Source organism: Streptomyces sp. SudanB52_2052 (assembly GCF_964272415.1).
Lineage (GTDB): Bacteria > Actinomycetota > Actinomycetes > Streptomycetales > Streptomycetaceae > Streptomyces > Streptomyces olindensis.
Window position 1 is genome coordinate 4,361,023 of the sequence record NZ_OZ186796.1, and the last position, 24,692, is coordinate 4,385,714.

Here is a 24,692-nt window from a genome sequence, read left to right on the forward strand (position 1 = left end):
TGAGGTGGAGCGAGTGCGAGGGGGTGCGGCTAGCGCACCCAGCCGGTGAAGCTCTGTCCGATGGTGCGGGTCGTGTCCGTCGTGTGCGCTCGGGCACCGCCGTCGACCGCGGCCGACACGGCGCGCACCAGCCACGCGTTGACCGACAGGCCCTCGCGGGTCGCCGCCTCCTCGGCGCGGGCCTTGAGGTGGGCCGGCAGCCGCAGGTTGACGCGGGCGGTGCCGCCCTCGTCGCCGTCGGCGGGCGCCTGCGCCCTGACCGGTTCGACGGGCCCGGCCGGCTCCGCGGGGCCGCTGCCGTAGGCGGGCGGTGGTGTCACCACGAAGTCGGGGTCGAGCCCGCGCAGCCGTACGTCGACCGAGCCCGGGGCGAGTTCGCGGGTGATCTCGTCCATCGCGGCGGAGAGCACGTTGAGCAGCGTCAGCCGGGTCGCCGACTCCAGGGGAGCGGTGAGCCTCTCGGCCAGCTCGCGGGCGTCCTCGCCGCCGGCCTCGGCGGCCACCGCGAGTTCGCGGCGGAGAGTGTCGACATACGGGGTGAGATCCATGACGCCATCTTGGCACCACTATGGCGCCACACGCAAGCTCGTTTGGCGCGGAAGGCCTGGCGCCGCGTGACGCCACATGGCGCCAAGTGGCGTCGAGTGGCACCACTTGGCGCCATCGGATGCGCCACCTGTGCGGCCGGTCGTCTGCTGTGACGGTTGGGGCGGGGCGGGCGCTTCTACAGTGGGGCCGGCCGGTCCCCTGGACTGTGCCGCAGCTCGCCTGTGCCGCAGCCCGGTACGGAAACGATCCCTTGGGGGGACCGTGGCGAGAAGTGCCATGCCGAGACGTGTACGGAACCGCGCGATGGGCGTGGTGACGGCCCTGACGATCGCGCTCACCGCCGCACCGCTGGCGGGGGTCGCGCAGGCCCACCCCGCGCAGTCGGGCACGCTGAGCTTCAGCGGCGAGGCGGGCGAGCCCATGACGGGCGGCCAGTCGTACGCGTACTCGGCTGGTTCGGTCCAGCTGTTCGACGTCCAGGGCAGCACGGACGGGAACGCCCTCACCGTCGCGGTCGACGCGCAGGAGGGCACGCTCTGGCGCCTCCACATCGCCGCCCCCGACGGGCAGCGGCTGACCCCGGGCACCACGTACACCGGCGTGAAGCAGTGGCCGTACGCGCAGCCCGAGGACCCGGAGATGGTGTTCAGCGGGACCGACAACGGAACCGAGAAGTGGTGCAACACCAGCACCGGTTCGTTCACCGTCCAGAACATCTCGTTCGGCCCCTACGGCTACGTCCGCGCACTCGACGCCACCTTCGAGCAGTACTGCAACGGATCGACGGTGCCGCTGCGCGGTGAGGTGCACGCGGTCATGCCGGAACCGCCGGCCGAGCTGTCCCTGCGGATGGACACCTCCCCCGAGGGCACGGTCGACGTCCCGGACGGGAAGATCACCGTCGGCGGCACGGTGACGTGCAACAAGCCCGCGAGCGTCGCGCTGTCCGGGCAGGTCTTCCAGATCCAGAAGAAGGCGACGCCGGGCGCTTCCTACCAGGCGACCGTGGCCTGCACGCCCGGCGCGCCCGTCCCGTGGTCCGTCACCCTCACCAGCATCGAGCCCGGCACGTCCTTCCAGCCCGGCACCGCGACACTGCGCAGCAGGGCCCGCGCGGACGACCGCGACTACCCGGTGACGGCCGACACGGGCCAGCAGGAGTCCCAGATCACCCTGTCCAAGTCCTGATCCCAGGACGCGGGCGACCCCGGGCCCCCGGGTCGGCGACCCGGGGGCCCGCGCGGGTCAGGCCGACTCCCTGACCAGCGCGCCCGTCGCGGCGGGCGCCTGCGTCACGCGGCGGCGTCGGACGGGCATGCCGATGGTCGGGTGGGCGACGCCCCAGGCCGCGCCCTTGCAGACGAGTTCCTTGTAGACGGCGGCGAGCCGGCCCGTCAGCGCCGCCCCGACGGCACGGTCGTCGGCGGTGACGTACTGGATCAGGCCTTCCCCGCGGCCCAGCGAGATGCACTGGTTGAAGTAGCGCAGCGGCACGTTCGGGAGCTTCGCGCCGGTCAGGCGGGCCGCGATGGCGTCGGCGGCCTGCCAGGCCATGGGGACGCCCGAGGCGCACGACATCCGCAGCGGCTTGTCGCCGGCGCCCAGCGCCAGGGCCGCGTCCCCGACGGCGTACACGTCCGGGTGCGAGACCGAGCGCATGGTCCGGTCGACCACGATCCGGCCGGTGTCGGTCACCTCCAGGGTGGTGGCCCGCGCGATCGGGTGGACGGCGAAGCCGGTGGTCCACACGGTGACCGCGGCGGGGATCCGCTCACCCTCGGCGGTGGTGACGTGGTCGGCCTCGACCGCGGTGACCGCGGTGTGCTCGTGCACGGTGATGCCGAGCCGGTCGAAGACCTTCCGCAGATGCCGACGGCCCTTGGGCGAGAGCCAGTCGCCGAGGCCGTCGCGGGCGGCGAGGGCGACGTCGAGGTCCGGGCGGGCCTCGGCGATCTCGGTCGCGGCCTCCAGGCCGGTGAGGCCGCCGCCGACCACCACCACGGGCTGTCCGGCCTCCAGACCGGCCAGGCGCTCGCGCAGCCGGAGGGCGCCCTGCCGGCCGGCGATCTCGTGGGCGTGCTCGGCGGTGCCGGGGACGCCCTGGGCGTTCCAGCCGCTGCCGAGGGCGTACACGAGGGTGTCGTACGCCAGCAGTTCCTCGGTGCCCTGCGCGTCGGTGACGGTGACGGTCCGGCCGTCGACGTCCACGCCGGTGACCCGCGCGAGCCTCAGGGTGACGCCGGTGCCCGCGAACATCTCGCTGAAGGGCCGGGGCGTGAGGTCCTGGCCGGTGGCGAGCTGGTGCATCCGGACGCGTTCGACGAAGTCGGGCTCGGCGTTGACCAACGTGATGGCGACGTCTTCGCGGTGCAGCCGCTTGGCGAGGCGCCCGGCGGCGATGGCGCCGGTGTAGCCGGCCCCGAGGACGACGATGCGGTGCTGCATGTCCTGGCTCCTGTCGTGAGCAACCTTGAGCGGATTCGCCCCTTGAACCGGGCGGCCCGCCGTTTCCTGACAGGAATGCGGTGTGAACCAGCTCACACTGCGGTCAGAGCAGTCAGGAGGCTCAGAAGGCGGCGCGCAGGAGAGGTTCGCCGTGCTCGGTCGCGGCCCAGTGCTCGGTCGCCCGTTCGAGCTTGTCCGGGTTGACCTGACTGCGGAACGCGGCGATGCCGTCGGCGCCGACCTCCAGGCAGGTGATGCCGACGACCCGGCCGTCCACGACCGCCACGATGGCCGGGTCGCCGTTGGCGGTCGTGGCGTAGACCTCGGGCGAGCCGCCCACCAGGGCGCGCTTGGCCTTGCTCGGCTTGAACAGGCCCCGCATGAACGTCGCGACCGCGAGGGCGCCCTCGAACGCCTTGGCCCGGGCCGGGACCTTCCCTCCGCCGTCGCCGATCGAGACGGCGTCCTGGGTGAGCAGCCGCACGAGCGGCTCGGTCCGGCCGCTGGTGGCGGCGGCGAGGAACTCCTCGACGATCCGCCGGGCGGCGGCCTCGTCGACCTCGGTGCGGGCCTTGCCGTCGGCGACGTGCTTCTTGGCGCGGTGCAGGATCTGCTGGCTGGCGGCCTCGGTGATGTCGAGGATCGCGGCGATCTCCCGGTGCGGGTAGTCGAAGGCCTCCCGCAGCACGTACACCGCCCGCTCGTTGGGGGACAGGCGCTCCAGCAGCGCGAGGACCGCGTACGACACCGACTCGCGCTGTTCGGCGGTGTCGGCGGGGCCGAGCATCGGGTCCCCGGCGAGCAGCGGCTCGGGGAGCCACTGGCCGACGTAGGTCTCGCGCCGGGCACGGGCCGAGGTGAGCTGGTTGAGGCAGAGGTTGGTGAGCACTTTCGTCAGCCACGCCTCGGGCACCTGGATGTGCTCGACGTCGGAGGCCTGCCAGCGCAGGTACGTCTCCTGCACGGCGTCCTCGGCCTCGCTCGCGGAGCCGAGGAGGCGGTAGGCGATGGCCTCCAGACGGGGCCTGGACGCCTCGAACCGGTCCACGTCGTGCACGGTCATGGCCATGGCCGGGATCCTAACCCCCGTGGCGCGCGGGTGCGCGAGGGCGGCCGGGCCGGAGGGTGACGGCCGGTGTCGCGGTCAGGGGTGTTCGGCCGCGTGGTCCGCGTCGTCGTGCGGCCGTTCCCCGGGGCGAGGCGGCGGTAGGCGGCGCGGGCGTGGGCGAGGCGGGCCAGGGACGTGCCGACGAGGGCGGCGGTGAGCAGGCAGGCGAGCCAGGCGGTGTCGCGGTGCCCGGCCCAGGTGAGGGTGCCGGCGGGCGGGATGGCGAAGCCGTTGAGGAAGAACCAGCAGAGCACGGCCGTGCCGGGGGCCGCCGTGAAGCGTGCGCACAGCCCGAGCACGGCGGCCAGCAGGGACAGCCGGTCAGGGCCAGTTCGGGCCGGTCGGGTCCCACCACGGTGTTGATGAGCGCCACCAGGCCCAGTGCGCCGGCGAAGGCTCCGGCCCAGACCAGCGGGGTCGCCACGGGCTGCGGGACGGGCCTGGCTCCGGTGGCCAGAGGCATCCACTCGATCATGCCGGCGCTTCCTTCCGAGTTCCCTGGACAGGGATTGTCCCCCCGCGCCCGCGCCGCCGGGCCCGGTCGGCGGATTCGGCCCGTTCGTCAGGTGCCTTCCAGCCGTTCTCGCCGAACCGTCGGTGTCAGCCGTCGGTCTCAGGCACCGGCGGCGTTGCGTACGGCGCGCGGCGAGGCGCCCAGTTCCCTGCGGCACGTCTTGTTGAACGCCTGGAGGTCGGGGATGCCGACGGTCGCGGCGACCGCCGGGATCGCCAGGGTCGAGGCGATCAGCAGATGCCGGGCCCGCGCCATGCGGCGGCGCCGCACCCAGCCCACGACCGTGTGCCCGGTGTCCTCGCGGAACAGCCGGGTCAGGTGCGTGTGCGACACCCCGGCGGCACGGGCGATCTCCGGGACGCTCAGGGGGTCGGCCAGGTGCTCCTCGATGTGGGCCATGGCCGTCCGCAGCGCGGGGTGGCGAGACCCCGAGGGATCCTCTCCCGCGTCGGTCAGGGCGGTGGTGCGCCACAGCACCGTCCACAGTTCCGCCGAGGCCCGGGCCGGGGACTGCGCGCTCGCCGTGATCGTGTGTCGCAGCAGCCCGCTCAGCACGGCCGCGTCCGCACCGGCGTCCTGCATCACCGGGACCCGGCGCCGCTCACCGTCGCCCGGCAGCCGGAAGTGCGCGTACAGGTGCTCGCAGCGCGGGGCGTCGTAGTGGAAGTGCACCTCCGTGTCCGGTGGTACGAGGCTCACGTGCCCCGGGCGGATCGGGTGCCGGGAGCCGCCGAACTCCAGGGTGCCGGAGTAGCCGTAGAGGTGGAGCTGCCACAGGTGCGGCAGACGGAAGACCTCGTGCGGGCCGGCGGAGCCGTGGACGCCCACGCCCGCGTGCACCAGGTCGGGCGGCAGGTCGAGGGCCAGTTCCACATCCGGCGTCATGGCGAGAATCTACCAGCACTCGCCGATTACAACCCACGACCGACAAGGAGGCTCTTCCTACGGTTGCTTCATGCCAACCACAAACCAGTTGCTGAGCTCCGTCCAGGTGGCGCGGTTCGTGGCGCACGGTTTCCTGCGCCTCGACGACGTCGTCCCGCCGGAGATGAACGAGGAGGCGCTCGGCGTGTTCGCCGCCGGGCTGCCCTCCGTGCCGTACGGCACGCCCGTGCCGGAGGCGTTCCCCGAGGGGTCCTTCGCCCGCAGGCTCGTCGAACTCCCCGCAGTCGCGGGCGCGTTGGAGAGCCTGGTCGGGCCGGACCCGACCGTGGACCACCACTTCGTGCACACCCGCCTGCCCCACGAGGGCAGTGCGCAACCCCTGCACGCCGACGCGCTCATCGATCTGCGGACCGAGGCGTTCGACGTGCAGCTCATGTACTACCCGCAGGCGGTCACCGCCGACATGGGCGGCACGCTCGTCGTCCCCGGCAGCCATCTGCGCCGCACCAACGAGTCCGACACCGGCCGCTACCAGAACCTGCGCGGGCAGACCCGGCTGACCTGCCCGGCCGGCACGGTCCTGCTGCTGCACCACGGGATCTGGCACGGCGGCCGGCGCAACGACAGCGACACCGTCCGCCACATGTACAAGATCCGCTTCAACCCGACCGTGCCGCAGGTGCGGTTGTGGGACACGGCGGACCTGCACGATCCCGCCGTCCGCGAGGAGTTGCGGCGCACCTTCCCCTGGTACGAGCAGGCCACCGCACGCCTGGAGATCCACAACCGCATCGGGCTGTGGCGCTCCCTGTCCGCCGACCCCGGCTTCGACATCGACCACTGGGCCACCCGCATCACCAACCGGCCCGCCCCGCAGAGGAGCACCGCGTGACCACCACCCGACAGCAGGTCCTCGTCCTCTACCTGGACACCTCCGCCCTCGACTCCCCCGTGGTCGGCTGGGCCCGCTACGACGGCACGGGCACCAGCCACCCCACGACCGGCGACAGCGACGAACCCCCGTACTCCACGGGCGTCGCCGCCCTCCAGGACGGCTGGCGCCTCTTCCAGGCCGCCCAGCTCATCCCGCCGTACCCCGGAGCGGAACACGAGACGTCGTTCCTCAAGCACGAGTTCTTCTTCGAGAGGCTCGTGGACGGTGCGACAGACCAGTGAGCCGGACGGACCTGCCCCGCCGACGGGCCCTCTCGCACGGCCCGTCGGCGGGGTGTCAGGTCAGGAGTCCTCGATGGTGATGAAGGGGTCCCACTGGAAGTAGCCCTTCGGGTGCCGGCCGCGGTCCAGGATCTGGAAGTAGAAGTGGTACACGACCTTGCCGACCTTCTTGACGGTCGTGCGCCAGTAATGGTCCTGGTACGTCTGGTAAGTGAACAGGTCCGGCTTGCCCTCGGTGCCCTCCTGCGGTATCGGATAACGGGTTTCGATCAACTCGATCTCCGGCGTCCTGATGAGCGTGTGTCCGGGGTCGCTGCTCACGTACCGGTACAGCAGCGCCTTGTAGTCGCTGCCGAGCGACAGCGTCGTCTCCCGCCACTTGATGGTGTCCCCGGGTTCGGCCCGGAGGTTCAACTCCGCGCCCGAGGTGCCGATGATGTGGTCGTGGCGCGTCGTCATGTAGATCAGGCTGGTGTCGACGTAGGTCGGCTGGTCGGGGTTCCTCGACGCGTTGGGGTTCCGTTCGACGATCGTTGCCGCGTCGAACGCGATCATGACGTTGATGTCAGCCATTTCCCTGCTCCTTCTTCTTCGGAACCTTGTAGGCCATCGCCCGCGGGTAGTCGTGCCGGTGCAGGCGGACCCGGACCAGGAGTGGTCCGGCGTTGAGCGGGTCGGTCGGGTCCAAGAGGCGTTCCAGGAGTTCGTCCAGTTCCGCGGCGTGCGCGATGACCGCGCCGTGCGCCGGGGTGTCCCGGCCGGTGAAGACGTCCGCGAGGCGGTCGTAGTGCCAGGGGTGCAGGACGTTGTAGTGGTCGGGTTCGTGATCCCGGCCGGCGTAGTACGACGGGTGCACCAGCATCTGCTCGATGCCGTAGAAGTGGCCGTTGTCCATGACGAACACCACCGAGCGCAGCCCCAGCCTGGTGTGCGTGGACAGTTCCTGGCAGGTCTCCTGGAAGGCGCCGTCGCCGACGAAGACCATCGGGCGGGCCTCCGCGCGCTCGGGTGCGAGGGCGGCGCCGGTGGCCGCGCCGACCGACCAGCCGATGGACAGCCAGCTCACCTGGGAGAGGAACCCGCCCGCCGGCAGCGACAGGTTCATCGCCCCGATGAGGGAGAACGCGGCGTCGGAGACGACCGTCCAGTCCTCCCCGCTCTCGTGGTTCAGGAAGTGGTTGATCCGGTCGAACACGCCGTCGTACGTGAGGTGTTCGCCGCGCCGGTGCGCCGAGCGGCCGACGCGCAGTGACGCCCGGTGGTGTTCCAGGGCCGCCGGGCGGTGGGCGCTCGGGCCGTGGTGGGCGTGGGACTCGGCGTAGTAGTCGGCCTCCAGGCCCCCGGAGCCGTACGCCTTCACCAGCGCGTCCTGGAGCGCGGGCAGCAACTGTTCGAGCTGCACGTCGGGGAAGTAGGAGGTGCCGACGCTGACGCCGCCGCGCGCGGCCATCACCCAGTCGTCGCCGACGCACTGCTCCCCGCCGAGGTTCTTCGACGTCGACCAGGCGCCGAGCCCGATCCGGCAGGTGGCCCACTCCTTGAAGACCGCGTGCACGTCGGGGTGGCTGGCCTTGCCGTTGTAGACACCGTGGAACTGCGGCAGGTCCTCGTCGACGACGGCCTTGGCGCCGACGGTCGTGCAGAACGGCACGCCGGTGGCCTCCACCAGGTCGGTGAGCTGCCCGCCGAGCCGGAACCGGTCGATCTCCTCACCGGCCCACACGATCGGGCGGGGCCTGCCGTCCGGGCCGGGACACTCCTCGACCAGGGCGAGGACCGCCTGCACGGCGTGGTCCAGCATGGGCTGGTTGCGGGCGCTGAACGGCCGGTCGCGGCGGACGAGCGGCGCCTCCGGCCGGGGACACGGCTCGTCCCACAGGTCCTCCATGACCTCCAGGTAGACGGGCCGGCGCTCGGAGAGGCACGCGGTGAGCGCCGCGTCGATCTGGCCCGGGGCGAGGCCCGGGTTGGAGATGACCTGGGCGTCCACGGTGACCTGCCGGTAGGCCTCCAGGTTGCTCTCGGCGCGCGGGCTCATGTGCGAGGTGAGCAGGCCGAGGGCGCGGTAGTTCTGCCACTGCTCGTACGGCGGGGAGGCGTTGATCGCGACCAGCGGGACCTGCTCGACGTAGGCGCCGCCGCAGGCGTTGAGCAGGTTGAACGCGCCGACGCTGTAGGTGACCGCCGCCGCCCCGATGCCGTGGAGGCGGGCGTAGGCGTCGGCGGCCTGGCCCGCGCCGCCCTCGGTGGGGGTGCCGACCCACTCGACGTCGCCCTCGGCCCGCAGGGTGGTCAGGAACGGTCCGAGGTGGTTGCCGGGGACGCCGAACAGGTGGGTGATACCCAGCTCGGCCAGGCGCAGGGCGAGATGGCGGGCGACCGTGCACTCCGGGTCGATCGCGGTCACCGGCGCTCCTCCCCCGCGTCCGGGGCCGGGGTGGTGACCGTCGGGGCCCGGTGGACGGCGAGGGCGGCGCGGACGGCGCTCTCCAGGGCGCCCTCGATCCAGGCGTGCTTGAGGGAGGTGTGCTCGCCGGCGAAGTGCACCGGGCCCTCGGGCCGGGAGACGTCCAGGTGGAAGCTGGTCATCTGGTGCGCGGTGTAGAGGGCGGCCTCGCCGAAGGCGTACGGGTCGCGGGCCCAGCTCTTGGTGGCGCCGCGGCCGGTGAAGAACACCTCGATCCGGCGGCCGTGCAGGGCCTGGAGGTTGCGCAGGGCGTAGACGTAGCGCTCCGGGCCGCGCATGGAGTCCCAGCGGGCGGCGTCGTCGGACCAGCAGTACGAGGCGAGGACGACGCCGCCGGTGCTGCCCTCGACCCGGTGCGAGGGGTAGTACATGAACCGGTTGGGGTTGTCGGCCGCGGAGCCGCCGCCGAAGCAGTGGGTGGCGGGGCGCACGGCCGGGCCGCGCAGCGGCAGGCTGCCGTTCAGCTGCCGCATCTCCTCGGTGACGCCGCTGTCCTTGACGGCGGCGCCGAGCAGGCCGCTGCCCGCCCCGGCGAACGAGGAGACCTCACCGGTGCCCGGCTCGCCGCCCAGCTGGTAGAACTCGTACAACCCCGGCGCAATGCGGTCGAGTTCCTCCCGCCAGTCGTCCTCGGTGAACTCCCACCACCGGTGGCTGAACTCCAGCAGCACCTTCGTGGCCTGGTCGTAGTGGGTCTCGATGATCGCGCGGCGCTTCTTGTACGACATCGAGGGGACGATCTCCACGAAGCGCAGGGCGGAGAACGGGATGGTGACGATCGCCAGGTCCGCCGTCCACAGACGCGGTGGGGCCTGTGGATCGTCCTCGGCGACGGTCTGCACGGCCACGCCCCAGCGGTCGGGTCCGACGGCGCCGGTACCCTCGGGGTCGGTGTCGCGGCTGGGGTCGTGGAACTCCAGCCGGATCATGCGGTGCCCGAGCCGCACCTCGTCGCGCAGGCCCTCGTACAGGGCGTGCGGCAGGCGCCAGCTGCCGCCGGGTATCTCCCAGTAGCGGACGCCCGGGTTGATGTCGCTGCGGCTGAGGAAGCTGTGGAAGAACGACAGGTGCAGCCGCGAGGACATGTTCTCCAGGGTTCCGACGGCCTCGATCGCCTCGTCGCTGAGCCCGGCGTGGTCGCGCAGGAAGCCGCCCATGGAGTAGCCGTCGAAGTCGCGGATGACCCGGGCCCAGCCCTCGACCCACTCGTCGAAGGGCTTGTTGACGCGCTTGCCGTCGACGACGTCGGAGTAGTGATCGCGCACGCTCTCCAGCGCGTCGTCGACCATCTTCACCACGGGGGCGCGGACTTCGTCGTCGGTGAGGTGGAAGCCCTCGTTGATCCGCTCGGGACCGGCGGCGTAGTCGGCGCGCCGCACCTGAGTGCGGTTGGCGCGGATCCAGGAGTTGCCGCGCTTGTCGGGCTCGCGGAAGTCGGGGCTGTCGTCGCCGTAGGTCCACGTCCGGCCGGTGAAGGACGTGTACGTCACCGGGGGCACGGGGACGTCGGGGCCGCTGCCGGTGCCCGGGTCCACGTCGACGTTGTAGAACTGGCGGCGGCCGAGACCGAGTTTGTCGACCAGGGCGAGGACGAGCGGGTGGAAGTCGGGCAGCCGCATGGCGCCGGCCTCGGCGTACTGGGCCGGGTCGTCGAAGGGCTGGTGGTGTTTGGTGGCGCGGAAGGTCTTGATGCGGCCGCCGACCCGGCTGGCGTTCGCTTCCAGAATGGTGACGTCGTGGCCGGCGTCCTTGAGTAATCGGCCGGCGACCAGGCCGGTGATTCCGGCGCCGATGACGAGGATCTTCTTGCGCGGGTGGTGGGTGGGGCCGAGGCGGCCCGTGTCGATCAGTGTGTGCAGGTAGTGGAGCTTGAGGTCCTCGTCGTCCGGCCCGACGAGAAGGAGTTCGCGGGCGAGCCGGAGACACGTCTGCCAGCGCGCACGGGTGGCGGAGTTCTCCCGGGAAGTGTCGGTCATAGCTTGCGATCGTAGATATGGAAAAACGGTTCCGTGGTTTCCCGGAGCACAAAGTCCGGAAAATGCCGATCGCACAGCTTGGCGGAATTTTAACTTGTTCGCATTTCTTTTCGAGAACGGGTGTGGTTCGGCAGAGGCGGAAAAGGGCGGAAGGGAAATGGAATGCCTCGGACCGGGAATTCACTTTCGGAATTACGGCATCCTGATGGGTGGCGGCAGGAGCCTCCGGGCGGGGGCCGGCCGCCACCGGACGGCGCCCGTGCCGTCGCGCACGACGCGGCCGAAGGCCTGGTCGCCGAAGTGGAAGGCGAACGCGTGGGTGCGGGGCCGGAGCAGTCGGGCCAGGAGGGTTTCGCGGGCCCTGCGGACCGCCTCGGTGTCCGTGTCGGGGCCGGAGGGCCACTCGGGGTGGGTCAGCTGGGCGGGGGTGTGGAACGCGTCGCCGAAGACCAGGACCTGTCGTCCCCCGGAGGCCGAGACGACATACGTCGTGTGGCCGGGGCTGTGTCCCGGGGTGACCAGGGCGGTGACGCCGGGCCACACCTCGGCGCCGTCCTCGAACCTGTGCAGCACCTTCGACATCGGGACCATGAATCCGTCCCAGGAGGGGGCGCCGACCTCGATCTCGCGCCGCCAGAACGGCTCCCACTCGGCGGCGGCCACCAGGTAGTCGGCGCGCGGGAACGCCTTGCGGGGCGCCCCGCCGCCGTCCGTGCGGAAGCCCAGCCCGGTGTGGTCGGTGTGCAGGTGGGTGAAGGCCACCGTGTCGACGGACTCCGGGGGCACCCGGAGGCGGCGCAGCGTGCGCAGCAGCGCGCCCGCGCGGGAGCTGCCGAGCGCCGGGGACAGCACGTTGCCGCCGAGTCCCGCGTCGATCAGCAGCCGCCGCCCGCCCCGCTCGACGAGCACCCCGCCCGCAGAGGCGGCGATCCGGCCGGAGCGGTTCAGCGCCTCGGGGTGCTCGCGCCAGTAGGCGGCGGGCACGGCGGGCAGGAAGCCGGCGGGATCCAGCTCCATGGCGCCGTCGACGACGTACGTGAGCCGGGTGTCGCCGACGGTGAAGGTACGGACGGCGGACTGTTCGTTCAGCGCGCCGAAGAGGGGGGCGGCGGGGCGGTCCGTGGTGGCGGACGCGGTGGTGGCGGACGCGGTGGTGGCCGCCGCGCCGCGCAGGACGGCGCGGCGCGAGGGGAGGTGCGACACGTCTGTCATGAGCCTTCCTGGTACGGCCGTTCAGAGCGCCAGCAGCGCGGCCGGGTTGAGTGCGGTGACGGCCCGGACCTGCTGAGGAGTCAGGTCCGCTTCCCGGAACCAGCCTTCGCTGGTCGTCAGCCATGCGGCCGGGTCCGGCTGGTCGGGCTGCCCGAGGTCGGAGCTGAACACCACCCGGGGGTGGGCGCGGACGACGTCCCCCAGGTGCCGGGCGTCGCGGTGCCCGAGCAGCAGGGTCAGGGCGGTGATCTCGACGTGGACGCCCGGCACGTCGGCGAGTCGGGCGAGGTCGTCGAGGGTGAGGCCGGTCATCGGGTGCGTGGGGTGGGTCAGCAGCAGCCGGGGCAGCTCCAGGCGGGCCGCCTCCTCGACGACGCGCAGCGTCTCCTCCCGGTCGCAGTGGCCCGTCGCCAGGACGACCGGCAGGTCCCGGGCGGCCCGGAGGACCTCGCGCACGGGGCGCCTGAGCCGTCCGCTGTCGTCCGTGACCCGGGCGCCGCGCCAGCGGTCGGGGTCCAGCCGGGGGTGGAAGGGCTGCCTGCGCAGCCGGGAGGCATGGGCGGGGCCGACCAGGGTGGGGAGGTGAACGACCAGCCGGGCGGGGCTGTCCTCGCCGTGGGTGTAGACGGCCTGTTCCACGACCCGGGGGTGCACGCCCCCGGCGAGGTCGTTGAGGACGACGGTGCCGGAGACGGGCAGCCCCTCCTGGCGGGCCTCCCACGCGCTCGCCGCGGTGCAGCCCAGGTGGCTCTTGATGACCACCCAGCCGTCGATCTCGGCGTAGGCCCGGCCGGCGCCGCCCGTGGTGAGGCGGCGCCGGTACAGGTCGGGTCCCGCGTGGTAGTGGACGTCCACCACCCGCCGCGCGAGCTCACGCATCGGCGGTCTGCCGGGCCGGGCCCTCCCAGGGGCGGGCGTAGCCGAACCGCTTGCGGGCCTCGTCCAGGCGCAGCCCGCCGCCCACGGCCTCGGCGATCGCGGTCTCGGTCCGCTCCACGCGCTCGGCGCGGTCGGCGACCTCGGCGGCGTGCGCCGCGGGGACGACGAGGACGCCGTTGTCGTCGGCGACGACGACGTCGCCGGGGCGCACGGTCACGTCGCCGACGGTGACGGGCCGGCCGGTCGCGGCGAGTTCCACCCGGTTCTTGCCGCTGACCATGGTGGCGCCGGTGCTGAACAGCGGGTAGCCGGCGGCGCGGATCTCGTCGATGTCCCGGGCCGAGCCGTGCACGGCGGTGCCGCGGACGCCGCGGCTGCGGGCCACGGAGGTCAGCAGCGAACCCCAGTTGGTGCAGGTGGTGCTGCCCGCGTTGTCGACGACCACGAAGGAGCCGGCGGGCACGTCGTCCAGGTAGTTCGCCGCGTTGCGGAAGCCCTGGCCGTCGCCGCCCACGGGCCGGTAGGTGACGGTGTAGGCCAGGCCGGCCGTCCGGGCGCCGGGCACCCGGGCGCTCAGGCCCGCGAGCACGCCGCCGACGCCGAGGCTGTCCAGGGCGTCGGAGACGGAGGCGGTGTCCAGGCGGGCCAGCCGGTCGACGACGTCCTCGGGGACGACGGTGTCCTCCGCCGGGTCGGCCTCCTTACGCCCCAGCCGGTCGGCGACGGCACGCGCCACCTCGCGGGTGCCCGCCGTGCCGCCCAGGTCGTACGTGACGGTCGTCCGGGCGCGGGCGACGGTCCGCACGGCGTCGCGCAGCTCCTCCCCCGGCACGTCGAACCCGAGGTGGTCGAGCATCTGGGCGACGGTGAGGAGCATCGCCATGGGGTTGGCCTTGTCCTGGCCCACCATGCCGGGGGCGCTGCCGTGCACCGGCTCGAAGTAGCTGCCGTGGTCGCCGATGTTGCCGCTGGGGGCGAGGCCGAGTCCGCCCATGACGCCGGCGCCGAGGTCGGAGAGGATGTCGCCGAACATGTTCTCGGCGACGAGCACGCCGAACCGTTCGGGCCTGCGGACCATCCACAGGGCGACGGCGTCGACGTTGAGGATCTCGGTCTCGATGTCCGGGTGGTCCCGGGCGATCAGCTCCAGGCGCTCGCGCAGCAGGTTGCCGCTGTTGCGGAGCACCATCGGCTTGTCGACGACCGTGAGCAGCCGCTTGCCGTGGGCCTCGGCGTGGGCGAACCCGAAGCGGAGCAGGCGGTCGATGCCGTGGCGGGTCTGCAGGCGCAGGGTCAGGCTGGTGTCCTCCGGGCCCGAGGCGGCCGCGTTCGGGTGGTGGCGTACGGCGTTCCAGAGCGGCTCGTCGAGGCCGTGGACGTCGATGCCGGCGTACAGGCCCTCGGTGTTCTCGCGGATGACGGTGAAGTCGAACCGGCCCTCGTCCAGGTCGGTGACGGGGCGGATGTTGGCGTACAGGCCGAGGCGCTGGCGGAGTTGGAGGACCGGCGAGACGTACGTCAGTCCGGTGCCGCGCAGGGACGGGTCGAGTTCGGCCTCCGTCTCGCGCAGGGGCTTGCTGGTGATGGCGCCCAGGAGGCAGGTGTCGGTCTCCTCGAGGAGCTTCCAGGTGCGCTGGGGGACGGGGTCGCCCTCCTGGCGCCAGCAGTCCCAGCCGATGTCCCCGAGGCGGAAGTCCAGGGGCAGGCCGAGTTTCTCCACGGTGTCGAGGGCGGCGGAGACGACCTCCGGGCCGATGCCGTCGCCCGGGAGGACGGCGACGCTCTTCGTCGGGGTCGGCTTCATGTCAGTCCCTTCTCCCGCAGGAAGGTCTCGATGAGTGCGGAGACCTCCGCGGGCTGATCGGTGTGGGGGCGCATGCCGGCGTCGGGGACGACGTGCACCCGGTGGTGCGGGGCGGCGGCGGTGTGCCGCCGGGTGACGAGCTGCGAACGCCCGCCGACGAGGTGCAGCAGCGGGCCGGGGTGCGCCTCGACGGCCGGGGTGAGGTCGATGCCGCACAGCAGCCGCAGGCCGCCGTCGAGCCGTTGGGCCGGGGTGTTACGGGGGGTGGGCTCGGAGGTGGGCCGGTTGGGGGCCTCGGCGGTGGGCCGGCCGGTGGGGCGAGGAGCCGGAGCGACTGCCGCTGAGACCGTCCTGGGCGCGGGCGTGCCGTCCGGCAGGACGCGGTGGTGCAGCAGGGCGAGGGCCGCGTCCGTGTGGCCCGTCGCCGCCAGGTCGGCGATCTCCGTGAGGCGCTGTTCCAGCAGCGCGTCCGAGCGGGCCGGGCCCGAGACCAGCAGGACGCCGGTCTCGGGGGCGACGTACGGGAGCAGTCCCTGGGCGACGGCTCCGCCCAGGGCGTTCCCGCACAGCAGGTCGACCGGGCCGAACTCCGGGAGCAGGGCCCGCCAGCGGGCGACGAGGTCGCCCAGCGTGCGCACGTCCTCGTCCAGCAGCGCGAGCGTGTCGACGACGGTCACCCGAAGCCCGCCCCGCGCCCCGGCCGCCGCCCGCGCGCGGGGACCCGTCCCGGTCCCGGTGCGGGCTCCGGCCTCTGCCCGGGCCCCGGCGCGGACTCCGGAACCGGCCCCGGCCCGCGCTCCCGGACCGGTACCGCTCCCCCGGCGCACCGCGCTCGCGGCACTGGTGACGCCGGCGGCGCGGCCGCCCACGGCAGCGGGAGCCGGGTCCGGCCCGGCCGTTGCCCCCGCGCCCGCGCCCGCCGCCCCCGTCAGTGTCTCGATGACCGGGGCGAAGAACGCTCCCTCGTCCCAGGTCGGTGTGACGGGGGCGAAGACCAGGGCGTGGGCCGTGCCGGTGGTGGTCCGGGGGTCGTGGACCACCACCGGCACGGCGGGTCCGGCGTGGGTCACCGGACGCCCGCGAGGGTGCGCGCGGTGGCGATGACCTCGCCGTGCCGGCCCACCAGTTCCTTGCGGTGCTCCACCGGCAGGTCGTACCGGCCCAGCACCAGGTCCGGCAGCGGCAGCGAGGGCCGGCCCTCCGGGACGTTCGCGAGCAGAAGGTCCGCCAGCTCCAGCACGGGCGCCAGGTTCAGGCGCGCGGCGGCCTCCGGGTCGGTGCGGTCGAGGTGGGCGAGCCACTGCTCGGCGATGAGGTTGCCCGGGCCCTTGCCCATGCCCTGGATCGAGGAGTCCATCCAGGTCGCGCCGGCGGCCTCGGCGCTGATGGCGTTGGCGAGGGCGAGCCCCAGGTTGTTGTGGGCGTGCAGCCCGACCGGGCGCCCGGTGACCGACTTGGTCAGGGTGGTCAGATGGGCGCTGTCCATCGGGGACAGGCTGCCGTTGGAGTCGGCCAGGTAGACGAACTCGGCGCCCGCGTCGGTCGCCGCCGCGGCCACCTCGACGACGTCGCGGCCCGGCCACTGGGTGATCCGGGCGAAGTTGACGCCCACCGTGAAGCCGATGTCACGGGCCTGGCGGATGTAGTCCAGGCCGGGCTCGTAACCCTTGGCGGGCAGGATGATCCGGACCAGCCGCGCCCCGGCCGCGTACATGGCGGGCAGGTCGTCGCGGGTGATGTTCTTCGGGTGCAGGATCATCGCGACGTGCCGGGGGCCGATCTCCTGGGCCATCGCGGCGATGTAGTCGTCGTCGCCGCGGCCGGTGATCCCCAGGTTGGGTATCGGGACCAGCGAGCCCTTGCGGTAGGCGATCTCGACCCAGTCGAAGCCGGCCTCGACGCTCAGTTTGGCGTGCTTGAGGGCGTAGCCGAGCGGGAAGTCGAAGCCGTTGCGATAACCGCCGTCGCGGAGGGTGACATCGATGTTGACCATACTCATGGGTCCTCCAGGGGACTGACGTGAGGGTGTGTCAGACGGACTGATGGGCCTGGGCCGCGTGGTGCGCGGCGAGCCGGCCGAAGATCAGCGAGCGCAGGACGGACGTGGCCGGCGGGTAGGCCTTGTAGAAGAGGCCGGTGGCCTCACCGGCGGCGTACAGGCCGGGGATGGCCGTGCCGGACGGGGTGACGACCCGGGCGTCGAGGTCGGTGCGGACGCCGCCGTAGGTGAAGCAGATCGCCGCGGTCACCGGCACGCCGATGAACGGCGCCGTGTCCAGGGGCGTGGCCCAGTTGGACTTCGGCGGGGTGAGGCCGACGGTGCTCTTGCCGTCGAGACGGGTCGGGTCGAACTCGCCCGGTCCGACGCCCGCGTTGAACTCGGCGACGGTCTTCTGCAGCCCCTCGGCGTCGATGCCGAGCTTGTCGGCGAGCTCCTCCAGGGTGTCCGCCTGCTCCGGCGGCACGTCGCTGAGGAGCGAGTTCATGATGCCCGGGATGGCGAGGGTCTTGGCGTCGGCGATCCAGTACGCCTCCTGGTCCTGGTTCCGCCAGATCTCGTAGCCGACGTGCTCGAAGGTGTTGTCCCAGGTGTCGCGGCCCTCGTCGAAGAAGCGCTGCATGCGGCCGTTGACGAAGATGCCGCAGCTGAAGCCGTACAGCACCGCGTCGGCCTTGGTGGTGCGGCGGTCGACCGGCTCGGCGTGGATGCCGTCGAACTGGCCGGCCGTGTCGGCGCCGAGCTCCAGGGCCATGCGCAGGGCGTCGCCGCGGTTGTTGGCGATGCCGGGCGCGATCAGCGGCAGGTCGCAGGCGCGGTCGCCGACGTAGCGGGTGAGCATCTCGGTGTTGCCCTCGAAGCCGCCGCAGGCCAGGACCACGGCGCGGCCGTCGAGCCGCCGGGTGCGGCCGTCGGGGCCACGCACCACGACACCGTCGACGGCACCGTCGTCGGACGTGGTCAGGCGCAGCGCCTCGGTCTCGTAGTGGATGTCGACGCGGGGGTCCTTCTCCAGGGCCGCGCCGAGGTGCTCGACGATGGAGGCGCCGCCGCCGCGCGGGCTGGCGGGCGGGGTCATGGAGGGGGTGCCGCCCTCGAAGGTGTGCGGCAGCGGGAAGTCGGCGTAGTCGATCTGGACGCCGTGCTTCTCGACGAAGGCGAGGGTCTGCGGGGACTCGCGCTCGACCGTGCGGCAGTAGTCGAGGTCGGCGAGGCCGCCGGAGACGCGGCCGACGTGCTCGGCCCAGTCGGTGTCGAGCCTGCGCTCCTGGTCGACGCGGAGGAAGGCGCCGGTCCAGCGGGTGGCGCCGCCGCGCTCCTCCTTCGTGGAGCGTTCGAGGATCGCGATGCGGGCGGGCGTGGCGCGTCCTTCGGTGGCCTCGGCGTAGGAGAGCGCGGCGGACAGGCCGGCGGCGCCGAATCCGACGACGACGAGGTCGTACGGCGTGGCGGGCGTGGAGGGGACGGACATGGTGGCTCCTTGAGCGTCTTGCGGGTGTGCCGTGCGGTGCGCGGGGAGGGGGCAGGTCAGCGGTTGGGGCTGATGACCCGGCTGGTGCGGTAGAGGCGGTACTTGGCGCCGGTCACCGTCTTCGCGAACTCCTGGTAGCGGCTGGTGAAGCCGGGGTCGTCGAAGATGGCGTTGAACCGCTTCTCGTCGGTCCAGGCCGCGAGGTTGATCACCGCGTCGCCGTCGACGCTGGTGAGCAGGCGGGAGCCGCGGAAGCCGTCGGCGGTGGCGGCGACGTGCTCCACGGCGGACGCCAGGGCGTCGACCGTGGCGGGCGCGTCCTCGGTGGTGGCCACGTTGATGAGCAGGACGCTGTCGTCCGGCTCGGCCGCGGTGACGACACCGGGGCTGGCGTTCTTCCCCTCGAAGGAGACCCGCTCGTACGCGGCGATGCCGAGCTTGTGCCACGGGTCGCTCTCGATGAGCTCCGTGACCGTGGCCTCGTCGAGGTCGGCCGTGACGATGACGGCGCCGCCGTCGGGCCGGGGCCCGCTCAGCAGGATGCGGCCCCGGTCGGAGTGGTCCCGCAGCCATGCCTTGTGCTCGGGCATGTGCGCGAGGACGGTCTCGCGGGGCTGGAGGTAGGAGAGGGTCAGGACGTGGATCATGGGTGACTCCGGAGCTGCAAAAGGGGTGTACGGGATGGGTGGAAGAGCGCTCAGGGCGTGAGCCGCGCGGTGAGACCGCGCAGGATGGCCTCGGCCTCAGTGACCGTGTCGCGCACGACACTCGCCGCCGGGCGGACGTCCTGGACCAGGTCGAGGACCTCGCCGGCGAACAGCGCCCGCTGGCTCGTGTCGTCGCGGGCGACCGCCGCGGCCCACTCGGGCTCGATCTCGCCGCGCCGGGCCGCGAGTTCGCCGTCGCGGCCGGTCCAGGCGCGGGTGAAGGCGTTGCTCACCGAGCGCGCCCGGTACACCTCGTCCCACGGGATGCCCCGTACGACGTCGAAGGCCCGGGTGTCGACGAGGTCCGCGGTGGCTCCCGAGATCAGCGAGGACTTGAAGCCGGGCGTGCCCATCGACTCCTCGGTGACGGCGAAGCGCGTGCCCATCATCACGCCGTCGGCGCCGAGGGCCAGCGCGGCGGCCAGGCCCCGCCCGTCCGCGAAACCGCCCGCGGCGACCACGGGCACCGCGCCCTGGGTGAGGTCGAGCACGGCCGGGATCAGCGGCAGCGTCGCCTGGGTCTTGTGGTGGCCGCCGGCCTCGGCGCCCTGGGCCACCAGCACGGAGGCCCCGGCCTGCACGGCCACGGCCGCCTGCTCGGGGTCGTGCACCTGGACGACGACGTGGGCGCCGCTGTCGGCGGCGGAGGCGACGTACCGGCGCACCTGGTCGGCGTCGCCGAAGGACAGGGCGATCACGGGCGGGGCGTAGCCGAGCACCTTGTCCCACAGGCCCGGGCGCTCGTCGAAGGTGAACATCACGCAGCCGACGCCCCAGACACCGCCGCCCTGCGCGGCCTGCGCCACGTGCTCGTCGATGAAGGCGGCGTCGCCGTAGCTGACACCGACGAGTCCCAGCCCGCCGGCGCGGGTGACGGCCGTGGCGAGCCGTCCGCCGGACACCGAGCCCATGGGGGCACTGATGACCGGATGGTCGATGCCGAGCAGTTCCGTCAGCTTGGTCGAGATCACGCTTCTCTCCTGTTTTCCCGGCCGCGGCCGAAGGGTTCGGAAATGAATCAGGAATGAATCCGAGGTTCACGGAAATGCGGAATTCACCGCGCGACCGAATTGGATCCGTGTCGCATACATGAGACTAGGTTCGGGGAATCTCGCCTGTCCAAGACGGAAACCGCGTAGTAGCCATAACTCTCCGACTATGAAGGAATGTGACCTTCCGGTAAGTTGACCTCGCAGTAAGTTCAGGCGCGTATTTCCGCACGGAACGAAAATGGCCCGTGTCACCGGCGCGTCACGGCACTGTCATGGCCGCATGACGGCATCGAACCCGTGGCGGTCCACGGCCGTAGGGCGGATCGGCAACAGCGGCACCGGACATGCGGTGCCGCGCATCCGCACCTCGGAGAGGAATCACCGTCATGAACCGTCGTCCGCGCACCGCCCTCGCCGCCACCGCCCTGCTCGGCGCGGGGCTGCTGATGACCGCCTGCCAGGGCGGCGACACGACACCGGCCCCGCGGAGCGGCTCGTCGTCGTCGGCGGCGCCCGACGCCTCGGCCGCCACCGGCTCGGGCAAGGGCGAGGGGAGCGGGAGCGGTGGTTCCCGGGCCCCGGAGCCGTCCGGCGGCGGGGCCGCGGCAGGCGGCACGTCGAGCGGCACGTCCGGGAAGCAGGACGGGACGTCGAACGGCGCGTCCGGCGCGGGGAACGCGGGGAAGAAGGGCAGCGGCGGCGCCGGCGACAAGAGCGGCTACGGGCAGGCCTGCGGGGCCAACGACATCTCCTGGAGCGTGGCGTCCAAGACGCAGGCCGGCGGCTACTTCCTCCTCCAGGCGAAGGCCAAGTCCGGCATCACCTGCACCCTGCCCGCCGCCCTGCCCACCGTGGCCTTCGGCTCGGACGGAACCCAGGCCGGGCCCGCCGAGCAGTCCGTCGGCCCGGCGATCACGCTGCGCGCGGGGGTCGTCGCCTACGCCGGTGTGAACCCGAAGACCACCGACGGCGACTCGGGCAAGGAACTGGACAGCCTCATCGTCGCGATCGGCGACGACGACCCGAACCCGGTGTCCCTGCGGGTCGGCACGTTCACGGTCGACCGGCCGGTCGTCACCAACTGGCACACCTCCGCGGCGGACGCGGTGCCGTTCTCCTGAGGACCGCGAACAGGCCGTGGGCCGGCCGGACTTTCCCAGTCCGGCCGGCCCACGGCGTTTGTGGTCGACGTGCGCGGCCGACGGCTACTGCTGCGGCTCCTGCGTCTCCCACTCGGTCCTGCCGGGCAGGTAACCGTAGAGCGGACGGCCGGTCATGGACGTGGTGCGGAAGGGTTTGCCGCCGTCCGTGATCTCGATCGTTCCCTGGCGGCCGCCGCTGCTCCACTCCAGCACCAGGTACCACTGCACGTCGCGGGTGTCGGTGTGGGCGGTGACGTACAGCACCTCCGGGTCGGACTGGCTGACGCTGTAGGGGAAGCCGCGCTGGCCGCCCTTCGGGCGCACGGCGGGCCGGGCCGCGTCGAGGTCGAGACCGAACTCCCTCGGCTCCACGCCGCCGCCGCAGCCCACGCCCATCTCGTACGCGTTCCAGGCGAGGGGCGCGCCCGAGCCGACCACCCGGACGTCCAGCGACTCGATGACGACGGCCTTGTCCCCCGTGCCCTGGACGGCCAGCGACACACGGTGCCGGCCCGAGGCGACGGCTCCGGCGTCGCCCACCCACTTCGGGGCGTCCTGCAGTGTCGCGGGCGGCAGGGGGACCTGGGCGGGAAGCTTGTCGGCCAGGTAGAACGTGCCGCAGTAGCCCTCCCAGTCGTGGGCACGCGCGCTCACCGTCAGCGGCACGGAGTCCTTTTCGGCGGCGGACCCCGGTGCGCTGTCCCCCGTCGCGGCGGCACCGCCGGCGGCCGACGCCGGCTCCGACGCCGACGGCTTCGCGCTCGGCGACTTCGAGGCGGGAGAGCCGCTCGGCCGCGCGGAGGGGGACGTGGACGGGGGCGCCGACTCGTGCGGCTCCCAGGAGTCGGTGGACACGGTCGCGGCGCGCGGCCGGCCGTCCGGGTTCGCGCCGGCGTCGATGTTCTCCAGGACCGCCGTCGTCAGGGCGACCACGGCCAGGGTGCTCGCGGCGACCACGACCCGCCGCTTCCGGAAGAAGCCCCGCCGCCGCGCCGGACGCCGCGGGGTCACTTCCGTTTCCGGGGTCACCTCGGCCCCGGCTCCGAGCGGATCCTCACTCCCTGCCGTGGCCACCACTTCCGACTCGCCGGCACCCCCGGGCGCCGACTCGTGGGCACCCCCGGGCCCGGCCAGGTCACCCGCCCCCGCCCCTGGCAGGGCTCCGGGCTTGGTTCCGGGCGGGGCTCCGGCCTCGGCGCCCGGCACAGCTCCGGCTTCAAGTCCCGTGGCGGCTCCGGCCTCAAGTCCCGTGGCGGCTCCGGCCTCAAGTCCCGTGGCGGCTCCCGCTCCAGCCTCAGGCACAGCTGCCGAGTCAGAGCCCCGCCCGGCCCCCGTCCCGTACCCCGGCAGGGCAGCGGACTCGGCGTCGGGCCCAGGCCCCGTTCCCGATCCCGCTCCCAGGCCCGGCCCTGCCCCCGGCTTCGGCGAAGCAACCCCTGGCTCCTCGCCGGACCCGGGCACGTCGTCGTTCTGCCCCGCGCCGGCCGACGGCTCTGCCGTCCTGTCCGCCGCCGCTGCCGCCACTGCCGCCGCTCGCCGGGCGCGTTCCCGGGCCGCGTCGGCCATGACCCACCGTCGGTGCAGTTCGACCATTTCCTCGGGGGTCGCCCTGCACACCCGCGCGAAGCGCGAGACCGACGCGTAGTCGGCGGGCACCCCCTCCCCCTTGCAGTAGCGGTGCAGCGTCGACGTGCTCATGTGCGCCCGCTTGGCCAGAGCTTCGTAGCTGAGCCCCGAACGCTGCTTCAACTCGCGTAGAAGCGCCGCGAAATCAGCTGTCTCCTCAGCCGCCCCCACCGGTCCTCCATCTCGTTCGGCATCCCACGAATGGGACGTTCCCCCTGGTCAGAGCCGGTGCCGACATCCCAGCGTGCCAAAGGTCGGTTTGGCATGGCGGCTGGGACGGAGCGTGGCACAGGCTTGGGTCATCCAAGCACGCCGCCCTGCTGAAGAGCGGTGACGCCGATCTCAACTTCCCTTTTCGGCCGTGAATCTGACCGGCCGACAACCATCAACCGGAATCCCTAACTCCGGATCTCGGCACTCAGAGAAAGCAGTTCATCCCATGCGTATCGCACGTCGCTCCACCACCACCCGCCTGGCCGCCTCCTCCCTGGTCGCCGCCGCCGCGTTCGCACTCGTCGGTGTCCAGGCCGCGGGCCAGACGGCCTCCGCCGCCACCCCGAAGGCCACCGCGACCGTCGACTGCACCGCGGCGAACACGAAGCTGAAGGTCGAGGACGTCACCCGGCCCATCAACACGCTGTTGCTCACGGCCACCAACACCGGAACCAAGCCCTGCAACCTCTACGGCGCCCCCTACCTGGCCGCAGGCGCCGGCGCCCAGGCTCCCGTGACATGGCTGGACTCCAGCCGGCCCGATGCCGTGGTGACGCTGGCCCCGGGCGAGTCCGGGTACGCCGGCATCGGGACGTCCAGCCCCGACGGCGACGAGGGCTACATCGCCAAGACCCTGGGCGTGGACTTCTCCAACAAGGATCTGAACGGCTCCCTCGGCAAGCGCGTGACGCTGCCGCTGCCCGACGGCGGCGTGTACTTCAACAGCGCCAACTTCGTGACGTACTGGCAGAGCGACGTGTACGACGCGCTGTTCGGCTGAGCCGTCCGGCGTTCCACGGCACCGTCGGCGGTGGCCGGCGGTGCCGTGGGACGCGGAGCAGGGGCCGTACGGCCGTGATGCCTGTCCTTGTGACTACGGGGGATTCGCGTGAGGAAGTGTGAGGCGCCGTGACGCTGGTCGCCGAGGTACGGCCGACCGGAACGCCGGCCGGAACGCCGACCGGGGACGCCGAGACGTTCGTCCGGGCGGTGTACGCGCAGCACGGCGGAGTGCTGTTGGGGTACGCGGCCCGACGGCTGCGGGGCGACTGGCACCGGGCCGAGGACATCCTGCAGGAGGCCGTCGTCCGGGCCTGGAGCCACGCCGGGGCGCTGGGTACCGCGCCGGAGACGATGCGGCCGTGGCTGTTCACCGTCGTCCGCAACCTGCTGATCGACGATCACCGCGCACGGGCGCTGCGCCCGGTGACCGCGGACGCGCTGGAGGACACGGACGTCCCCGTCGCCGACGAGGTGAACCGGCTGCTGACCGGGCATGTGGTGACGGAGGCGCTGGGTGATCTCACCGAGCGGCAGCGGGAGATCCTCCGGCTCGTGTACTTCGACGGCAGCAGTGTGGCGGAGGTCGCGGAGCTCCTGGGCGTCCCGGAGGGGACGGTGAAGTCCCGCACGTACTACGCGGTGCGGGCGCTGCACCGGGCCCTGGCCGCTCGCGGCGTCCACCGCTGACTCCGTCGCGCCGAGGTCCGTTCGAGCATGGGCGACCGACGCGGCCTGCCGGTGTGC

22 protein-coding genes and 2 pseudogenes are annotated in these 24,692 nt (G+C 72.7%); 6 read left to right on the top strand and 18 right to left on the bottom strand.

Annotated elements, in window-relative coordinates; translation table 11 throughout:
* Window positions 1–29: 29 nt before the first annotated feature.
* Window positions 30–548 carry a toxin-antitoxin system HicB family antitoxin gene (locus tag ACSUPV_RS19225; protein WP_382616903.1) on the bottom strand — a complete coding sequence of 173 codons (519 nt, stop codon included), beginning with the start codon at window positions 546–548 and terminating at the stop codon, window positions 30–32.
* Window positions 549–825: 277 nt separating this feature from the next.
* Here ACSUPV_RS19225 and ACSUPV_RS19230 point away from each other — a divergent pair, with 277 nt between their 5' ends.
* Window positions 826–1,737: a hypothetical protein gene (locus tag ACSUPV_RS19230; protein WP_031117972.1), complete on the top strand. Its 912-nt coding sequence runs from the start codon at window positions 826–828 to the stop codon at window positions 1,735–1,737.
* Window positions 1,738–1,794: 57 nt separating this feature from the next.
* Here ACSUPV_RS19230 and ACSUPV_RS19235 read toward each other — a convergent pair whose 3' ends face one another.
* From ACSUPV_RS19235 to ACSUPV_RS19250, 4 genes and pseudogenes are all read right to left on the bottom strand, one after another.
* Window positions 1,795–2,994: an NAD(P)/FAD-dependent oxidoreductase gene (locus tag ACSUPV_RS19235; protein ID WP_382616906.1), complete on the bottom strand. Its 1,200-nt coding sequence runs from the start codon at window positions 2,992–2,994 to the stop codon at window positions 1,795–1,797.
* A 121-nt stretch (window positions 2,995–3,115) separates the two neighbouring features.
* Window positions 3,116–4,063, bottom strand: a complete 948-nt coding sequence (gene sigJ, locus ACSUPV_RS19240; RefSeq protein ID WP_436947904.1) for an RNA polymerase sigma factor SigJ — start codon at window positions 4,061–4,063, stop codon at window positions 3,116–3,118.
* A pseudogene (locus tag ACSUPV_RS19245) lies at window positions 4,054–4,577 on the bottom strand (hypothetical protein). The gene sigJ and the pseudogene ACSUPV_RS19245 overlap by 10 nt, the downstream one beginning before the upstream one ends.
* 138 nt (window positions 4,578–4,715) lie before the next feature.
* Entirely contained in the window at window positions 4,716–5,501 is a 786-nt protein-coding gene (locus ACSUPV_RS19250) for an AraC family transcriptional regulator (protein WP_031117979.1), read from the bottom strand.
* A 70-nt stretch (window positions 5,502–5,571) separates the two neighbouring features.
* Between ACSUPV_RS19250 and ACSUPV_RS19255 the strand changes: the two genes are divergently transcribed.
* Both ACSUPV_RS19255 and ACSUPV_RS19260 read left to right on the top strand, forming a co-directional pair.
* Window positions 5,572–6,393 (top strand): phytanoyl-CoA dioxygenase family protein, encoded by an 822-nt coding sequence (locus ACSUPV_RS19255; protein ID WP_359792801.1) that lies wholly within the window; start codon window positions 5,572–5,574, stop codon window positions 6,391–6,393.
* A complete protein-coding gene (locus ACSUPV_RS19260) occupies window positions 6,390–6,677 on the top strand; it encodes a hypothetical protein (protein WP_436947905.1) in 288 nt (95 codons plus the stop codon). The genes ACSUPV_RS19255 and ACSUPV_RS19260 overlap by 4 nt, the downstream gene beginning before the upstream one ends.
* 60 nt (window positions 6,678–6,737) lie before the next feature.
* Here ACSUPV_RS19260 and ACSUPV_RS19265 read toward each other — a convergent pair whose 3' ends face one another.
* From ACSUPV_RS19265 to ACSUPV_RS19315, 11 genes are all read right to left on the bottom strand, one after another.
* Entirely contained in the window at window positions 6,738–7,250 is a 513-nt protein-coding gene (locus tag ACSUPV_RS19265) for an inclusion body family protein (protein WP_031117982.1), read from the bottom strand.
* A complete protein-coding gene (locus tag ACSUPV_RS19270) occupies window positions 7,243–9,084 on the bottom strand; it encodes a thiamine pyrophosphate-binding protein (protein ID WP_436947906.1) in 1,842 nt (613 codons plus the stop codon). Before ACSUPV_RS19270 ends, ACSUPV_RS19265 begins: the two co-directional genes overlap by 8 nt.
* The gene (locus ACSUPV_RS19275) at window positions 9,081–11,120 is read right to left on the bottom strand and encodes a flavin monoamine oxidase family protein (RefSeq protein WP_436947907.1); all 2,040 of its coding nucleotides are present in this window, start codon (window positions 11,118–11,120) and stop codon (window positions 9,081–9,083) included. Before ACSUPV_RS19275 ends, ACSUPV_RS19270 begins: the two co-directional genes overlap by 4 nt.
* A 192-nt stretch (window positions 11,121–11,312) precedes the next feature.
* On the bottom strand, window positions 11,313–12,332 hold the full coding sequence (locus tag ACSUPV_RS19280) for an MBL fold metallo-hydrolase (protein WP_436947908.1): 1,020 nt from the start codon (window positions 12,330–12,332) through the stop codon (window positions 11,313–11,315).
* Between the two features lie 21 nt (window positions 12,333–12,353).
* A complete protein-coding gene (locus ACSUPV_RS19285) occupies window positions 12,354–13,211 on the bottom strand; it encodes a DUF6282 family protein (RefSeq protein WP_359792809.1) in 858 nt (285 codons plus the stop codon).
* Window positions 13,204–15,015, bottom strand: coding sequence for an isocitrate/isopropylmalate family dehydrogenase (locus tag ACSUPV_RS19290; protein WP_031117988.1), 1,812 nt, complete (start codon window positions 15,013–15,015; stop codon window positions 13,204–13,206). Before ACSUPV_RS19290 ends, ACSUPV_RS19285 begins: the two co-directional genes overlap by 8 nt.
* Window positions 15,012–16,085, bottom strand: coding sequence for an alpha/beta fold hydrolase (locus ACSUPV_RS19295; protein WP_436947909.1), 1,074 nt, complete (start codon window positions 16,083–16,085; stop codon window positions 15,012–15,014). The genes ACSUPV_RS19290 and ACSUPV_RS19295 overlap by 4 nt, the downstream gene beginning before the upstream one ends.
* Window positions 16,082–17,014 carry a hypothetical protein gene (locus ACSUPV_RS19300; protein WP_078650843.1) on the bottom strand — a complete coding sequence of 311 codons (933 nt, stop codon included), beginning with the start codon at window positions 17,012–17,014 and terminating at the stop codon, window positions 16,082–16,084. The genes ACSUPV_RS19295 and ACSUPV_RS19300 overlap by 4 nt, the downstream gene beginning before the upstream one ends.
* A gap of 31 nt (window positions 17,015–17,045) precedes the next feature.
* Entirely contained in the window at window positions 17,046–18,485 is a 1,440-nt protein-coding gene (locus ACSUPV_RS19305) for an FAD-binding protein (RefSeq protein WP_037762480.1), read from the bottom strand.
* Window positions 18,486–18,541: 56 nt separating this feature from the next.
* Entirely contained in the window at window positions 18,542–19,132 is a 591-nt protein-coding gene (locus ACSUPV_RS19310) for a YciI family protein (protein WP_382616928.1), read from the bottom strand.
* A gap of 50 nt (window positions 19,133–19,182) precedes the next feature.
* A complete protein-coding gene (locus ACSUPV_RS19315) occupies window positions 19,183–20,163 on the bottom strand; it encodes an NAD(P)H-dependent flavin oxidoreductase (RefSeq protein ID WP_436947910.1) in 981 nt (326 codons plus the stop codon).
* Window positions 20,164–20,570: 407 nt separating this feature from the next.
* Here ACSUPV_RS19315 and ACSUPV_RS19320 point away from each other — a divergent pair, with 407 nt between their 5' ends.
* Window positions 20,571–21,305, top strand: a complete 735-nt coding sequence (locus tag ACSUPV_RS19320) for a DUF4232 domain-containing protein (RefSeq protein WP_436947911.1) — start codon at window positions 20,571–20,573, stop codon at window positions 21,303–21,305.
* An 84-nt stretch (window positions 21,306–21,389) separates the two neighbouring features.
* Here the strand turns inward: ACSUPV_RS19320 and ACSUPV_RS19325 are convergent, their stop codons facing one another.
* Both ACSUPV_RS19325 and ACSUPV_RS19330 read right to left on the bottom strand, forming a co-directional pair.
* Window positions 21,390–22,337 (bottom strand): hypothetical protein, encoded by a 948-nt coding sequence (locus tag ACSUPV_RS19325; protein WP_436950000.1) that lies wholly within the window; start codon window positions 22,335–22,337, stop codon window positions 21,390–21,392.
* 582 nt (window positions 22,338–22,919) lie between these two features.
* Window positions 22,920–23,123, bottom strand: a pseudogene (locus tag ACSUPV_RS19330) (helix-turn-helix domain-containing protein); the annotation flags it as partial.
* A gap of 268 nt (window positions 23,124–23,391) precedes the next feature.
* Between ACSUPV_RS19330 and ACSUPV_RS19335 the strand changes: the two are divergent.
* Together ACSUPV_RS19335 and ACSUPV_RS19340 are read left to right on the top strand one after the other, a co-directional pair.
* Window positions 23,392–23,946: a DUF4232 domain-containing protein gene (locus tag ACSUPV_RS19335; RefSeq protein ID WP_031117999.1), complete on the top strand. Its 555-nt coding sequence runs from the start codon at window positions 23,392–23,394 to the stop codon at window positions 23,944–23,946.
* Window positions 23,947–24,074: 128 nt separating this feature from the next.
* Window positions 24,075–24,635: a sigma-70 family RNA polymerase sigma factor gene (locus ACSUPV_RS19340; RefSeq protein WP_031118000.1), complete on the top strand. Its 561-nt coding sequence runs from the start codon at window positions 24,075–24,077 to the stop codon at window positions 24,633–24,635.
* Window positions 24,636–24,692: the final 57 nt, after the last annotated feature.

Excerpts from the sequence above, each read along its gene's own strand:
- ACSUPV_RS19275 (WP_436947907.1), bottom strand. The coding sequence starts at position 11,120 with ATGACCGACACTTCCCGGGAGAACTCCGCCACCCGTGCGCGCTGGCAG.
- ACSUPV_RS19310 (WP_382616928.1), bottom strand. The coding sequence starts at position 19,132 with ATGATCCACGTCCTGACCCTCTCCTACCTCCAGCCCCGCGAGACCGTC.
- ACSUPV_RS19250 (WP_031117979.1), bottom strand. The coding sequence starts at position 5,501 with ATGACGCCGGATGTGGAACTGGCCCTCGACCTGCCGCCCGACCTGGTG.
- sigJ (WP_436947904.1), bottom strand. The coding sequence starts at position 4,063 with ATGGCCATGACCGTGCACGACGTGGACCGGTTCGAGGCGTCCAGGCCC.
- ACSUPV_RS19265 (WP_031117982.1), bottom strand. The coding sequence starts at position 7,250 with ATGGCTGACATCAACGTCATGATCGCGTTCGACGCGGCAACGATCGTC.
- ACSUPV_RS19280 (WP_436947908.1), bottom strand. The coding sequence starts at position 12,332 with ATGACAGACGTGTCGCACCTCCCCTCGCGCCGCGCCGTCCTGCGCGGC.
- ACSUPV_RS19285 (WP_359792809.1), bottom strand. The coding sequence starts at position 13,211 with ATGCGTGAGCTCGCGCGGCGGGTGGTGGACGTCCACTACCACGCGGGA.
- ACSUPV_RS19255 (WP_359792801.1), top strand. The coding sequence starts at position 5,572 with ATGCCAACCACAAACCAGTTGCTGAGCTCCGTCCAGGTGGCGCGGTTC.
- ACSUPV_RS19235 (WP_382616906.1), bottom strand. The coding sequence starts at position 2,994 with ATGCAGCACCGCATCGTCGTCCTCGGGGCCGGCTACACCGGCGCCATC.
- ACSUPV_RS19290 (WP_031117988.1), bottom strand. The coding sequence starts at position 15,015 with ATGAAGCCGACCCCGACGAAGAGCGTCGCCGTCCTCCCGGGCGACGGC.
- ACSUPV_RS19225 (WP_382616903.1), bottom strand. The coding sequence starts at position 548 with ATGGATCTCACCCCGTATGTCGACACTCTCCGCCGCGAACTCGCGGTG.
- ACSUPV_RS19300 (WP_078650843.1), bottom strand. The coding sequence starts at position 17,014 with ATGAGTATGGTCAACATCGATGTCACCCTCCGCGACGGCGGTTATCGC.
- ACSUPV_RS19320 (WP_436947911.1), top strand. The coding sequence starts at position 20,571 with ATGAACCGTCGTCCGCGCACCGCCCTCGCCGCCACCGCCCTGCTCGGC.
- ACSUPV_RS19305 (WP_037762480.1), bottom strand. The coding sequence starts at position 18,485 with ATGTCCGTCCCCTCCACGCCCGCCACGCCGTACGACCTCGTCGTCGTC.
- ACSUPV_RS19230 (WP_031117972.1), top strand. The coding sequence starts at position 826 with ATGCCGAGACGTGTACGGAACCGCGCGATGGGCGTGGTGACGGCCCTG.
- ACSUPV_RS19335 (WP_031117999.1), top strand. The coding sequence starts at position 23,392 with ATGCGTATCGCACGTCGCTCCACCACCACCCGCCTGGCCGCCTCCTCC.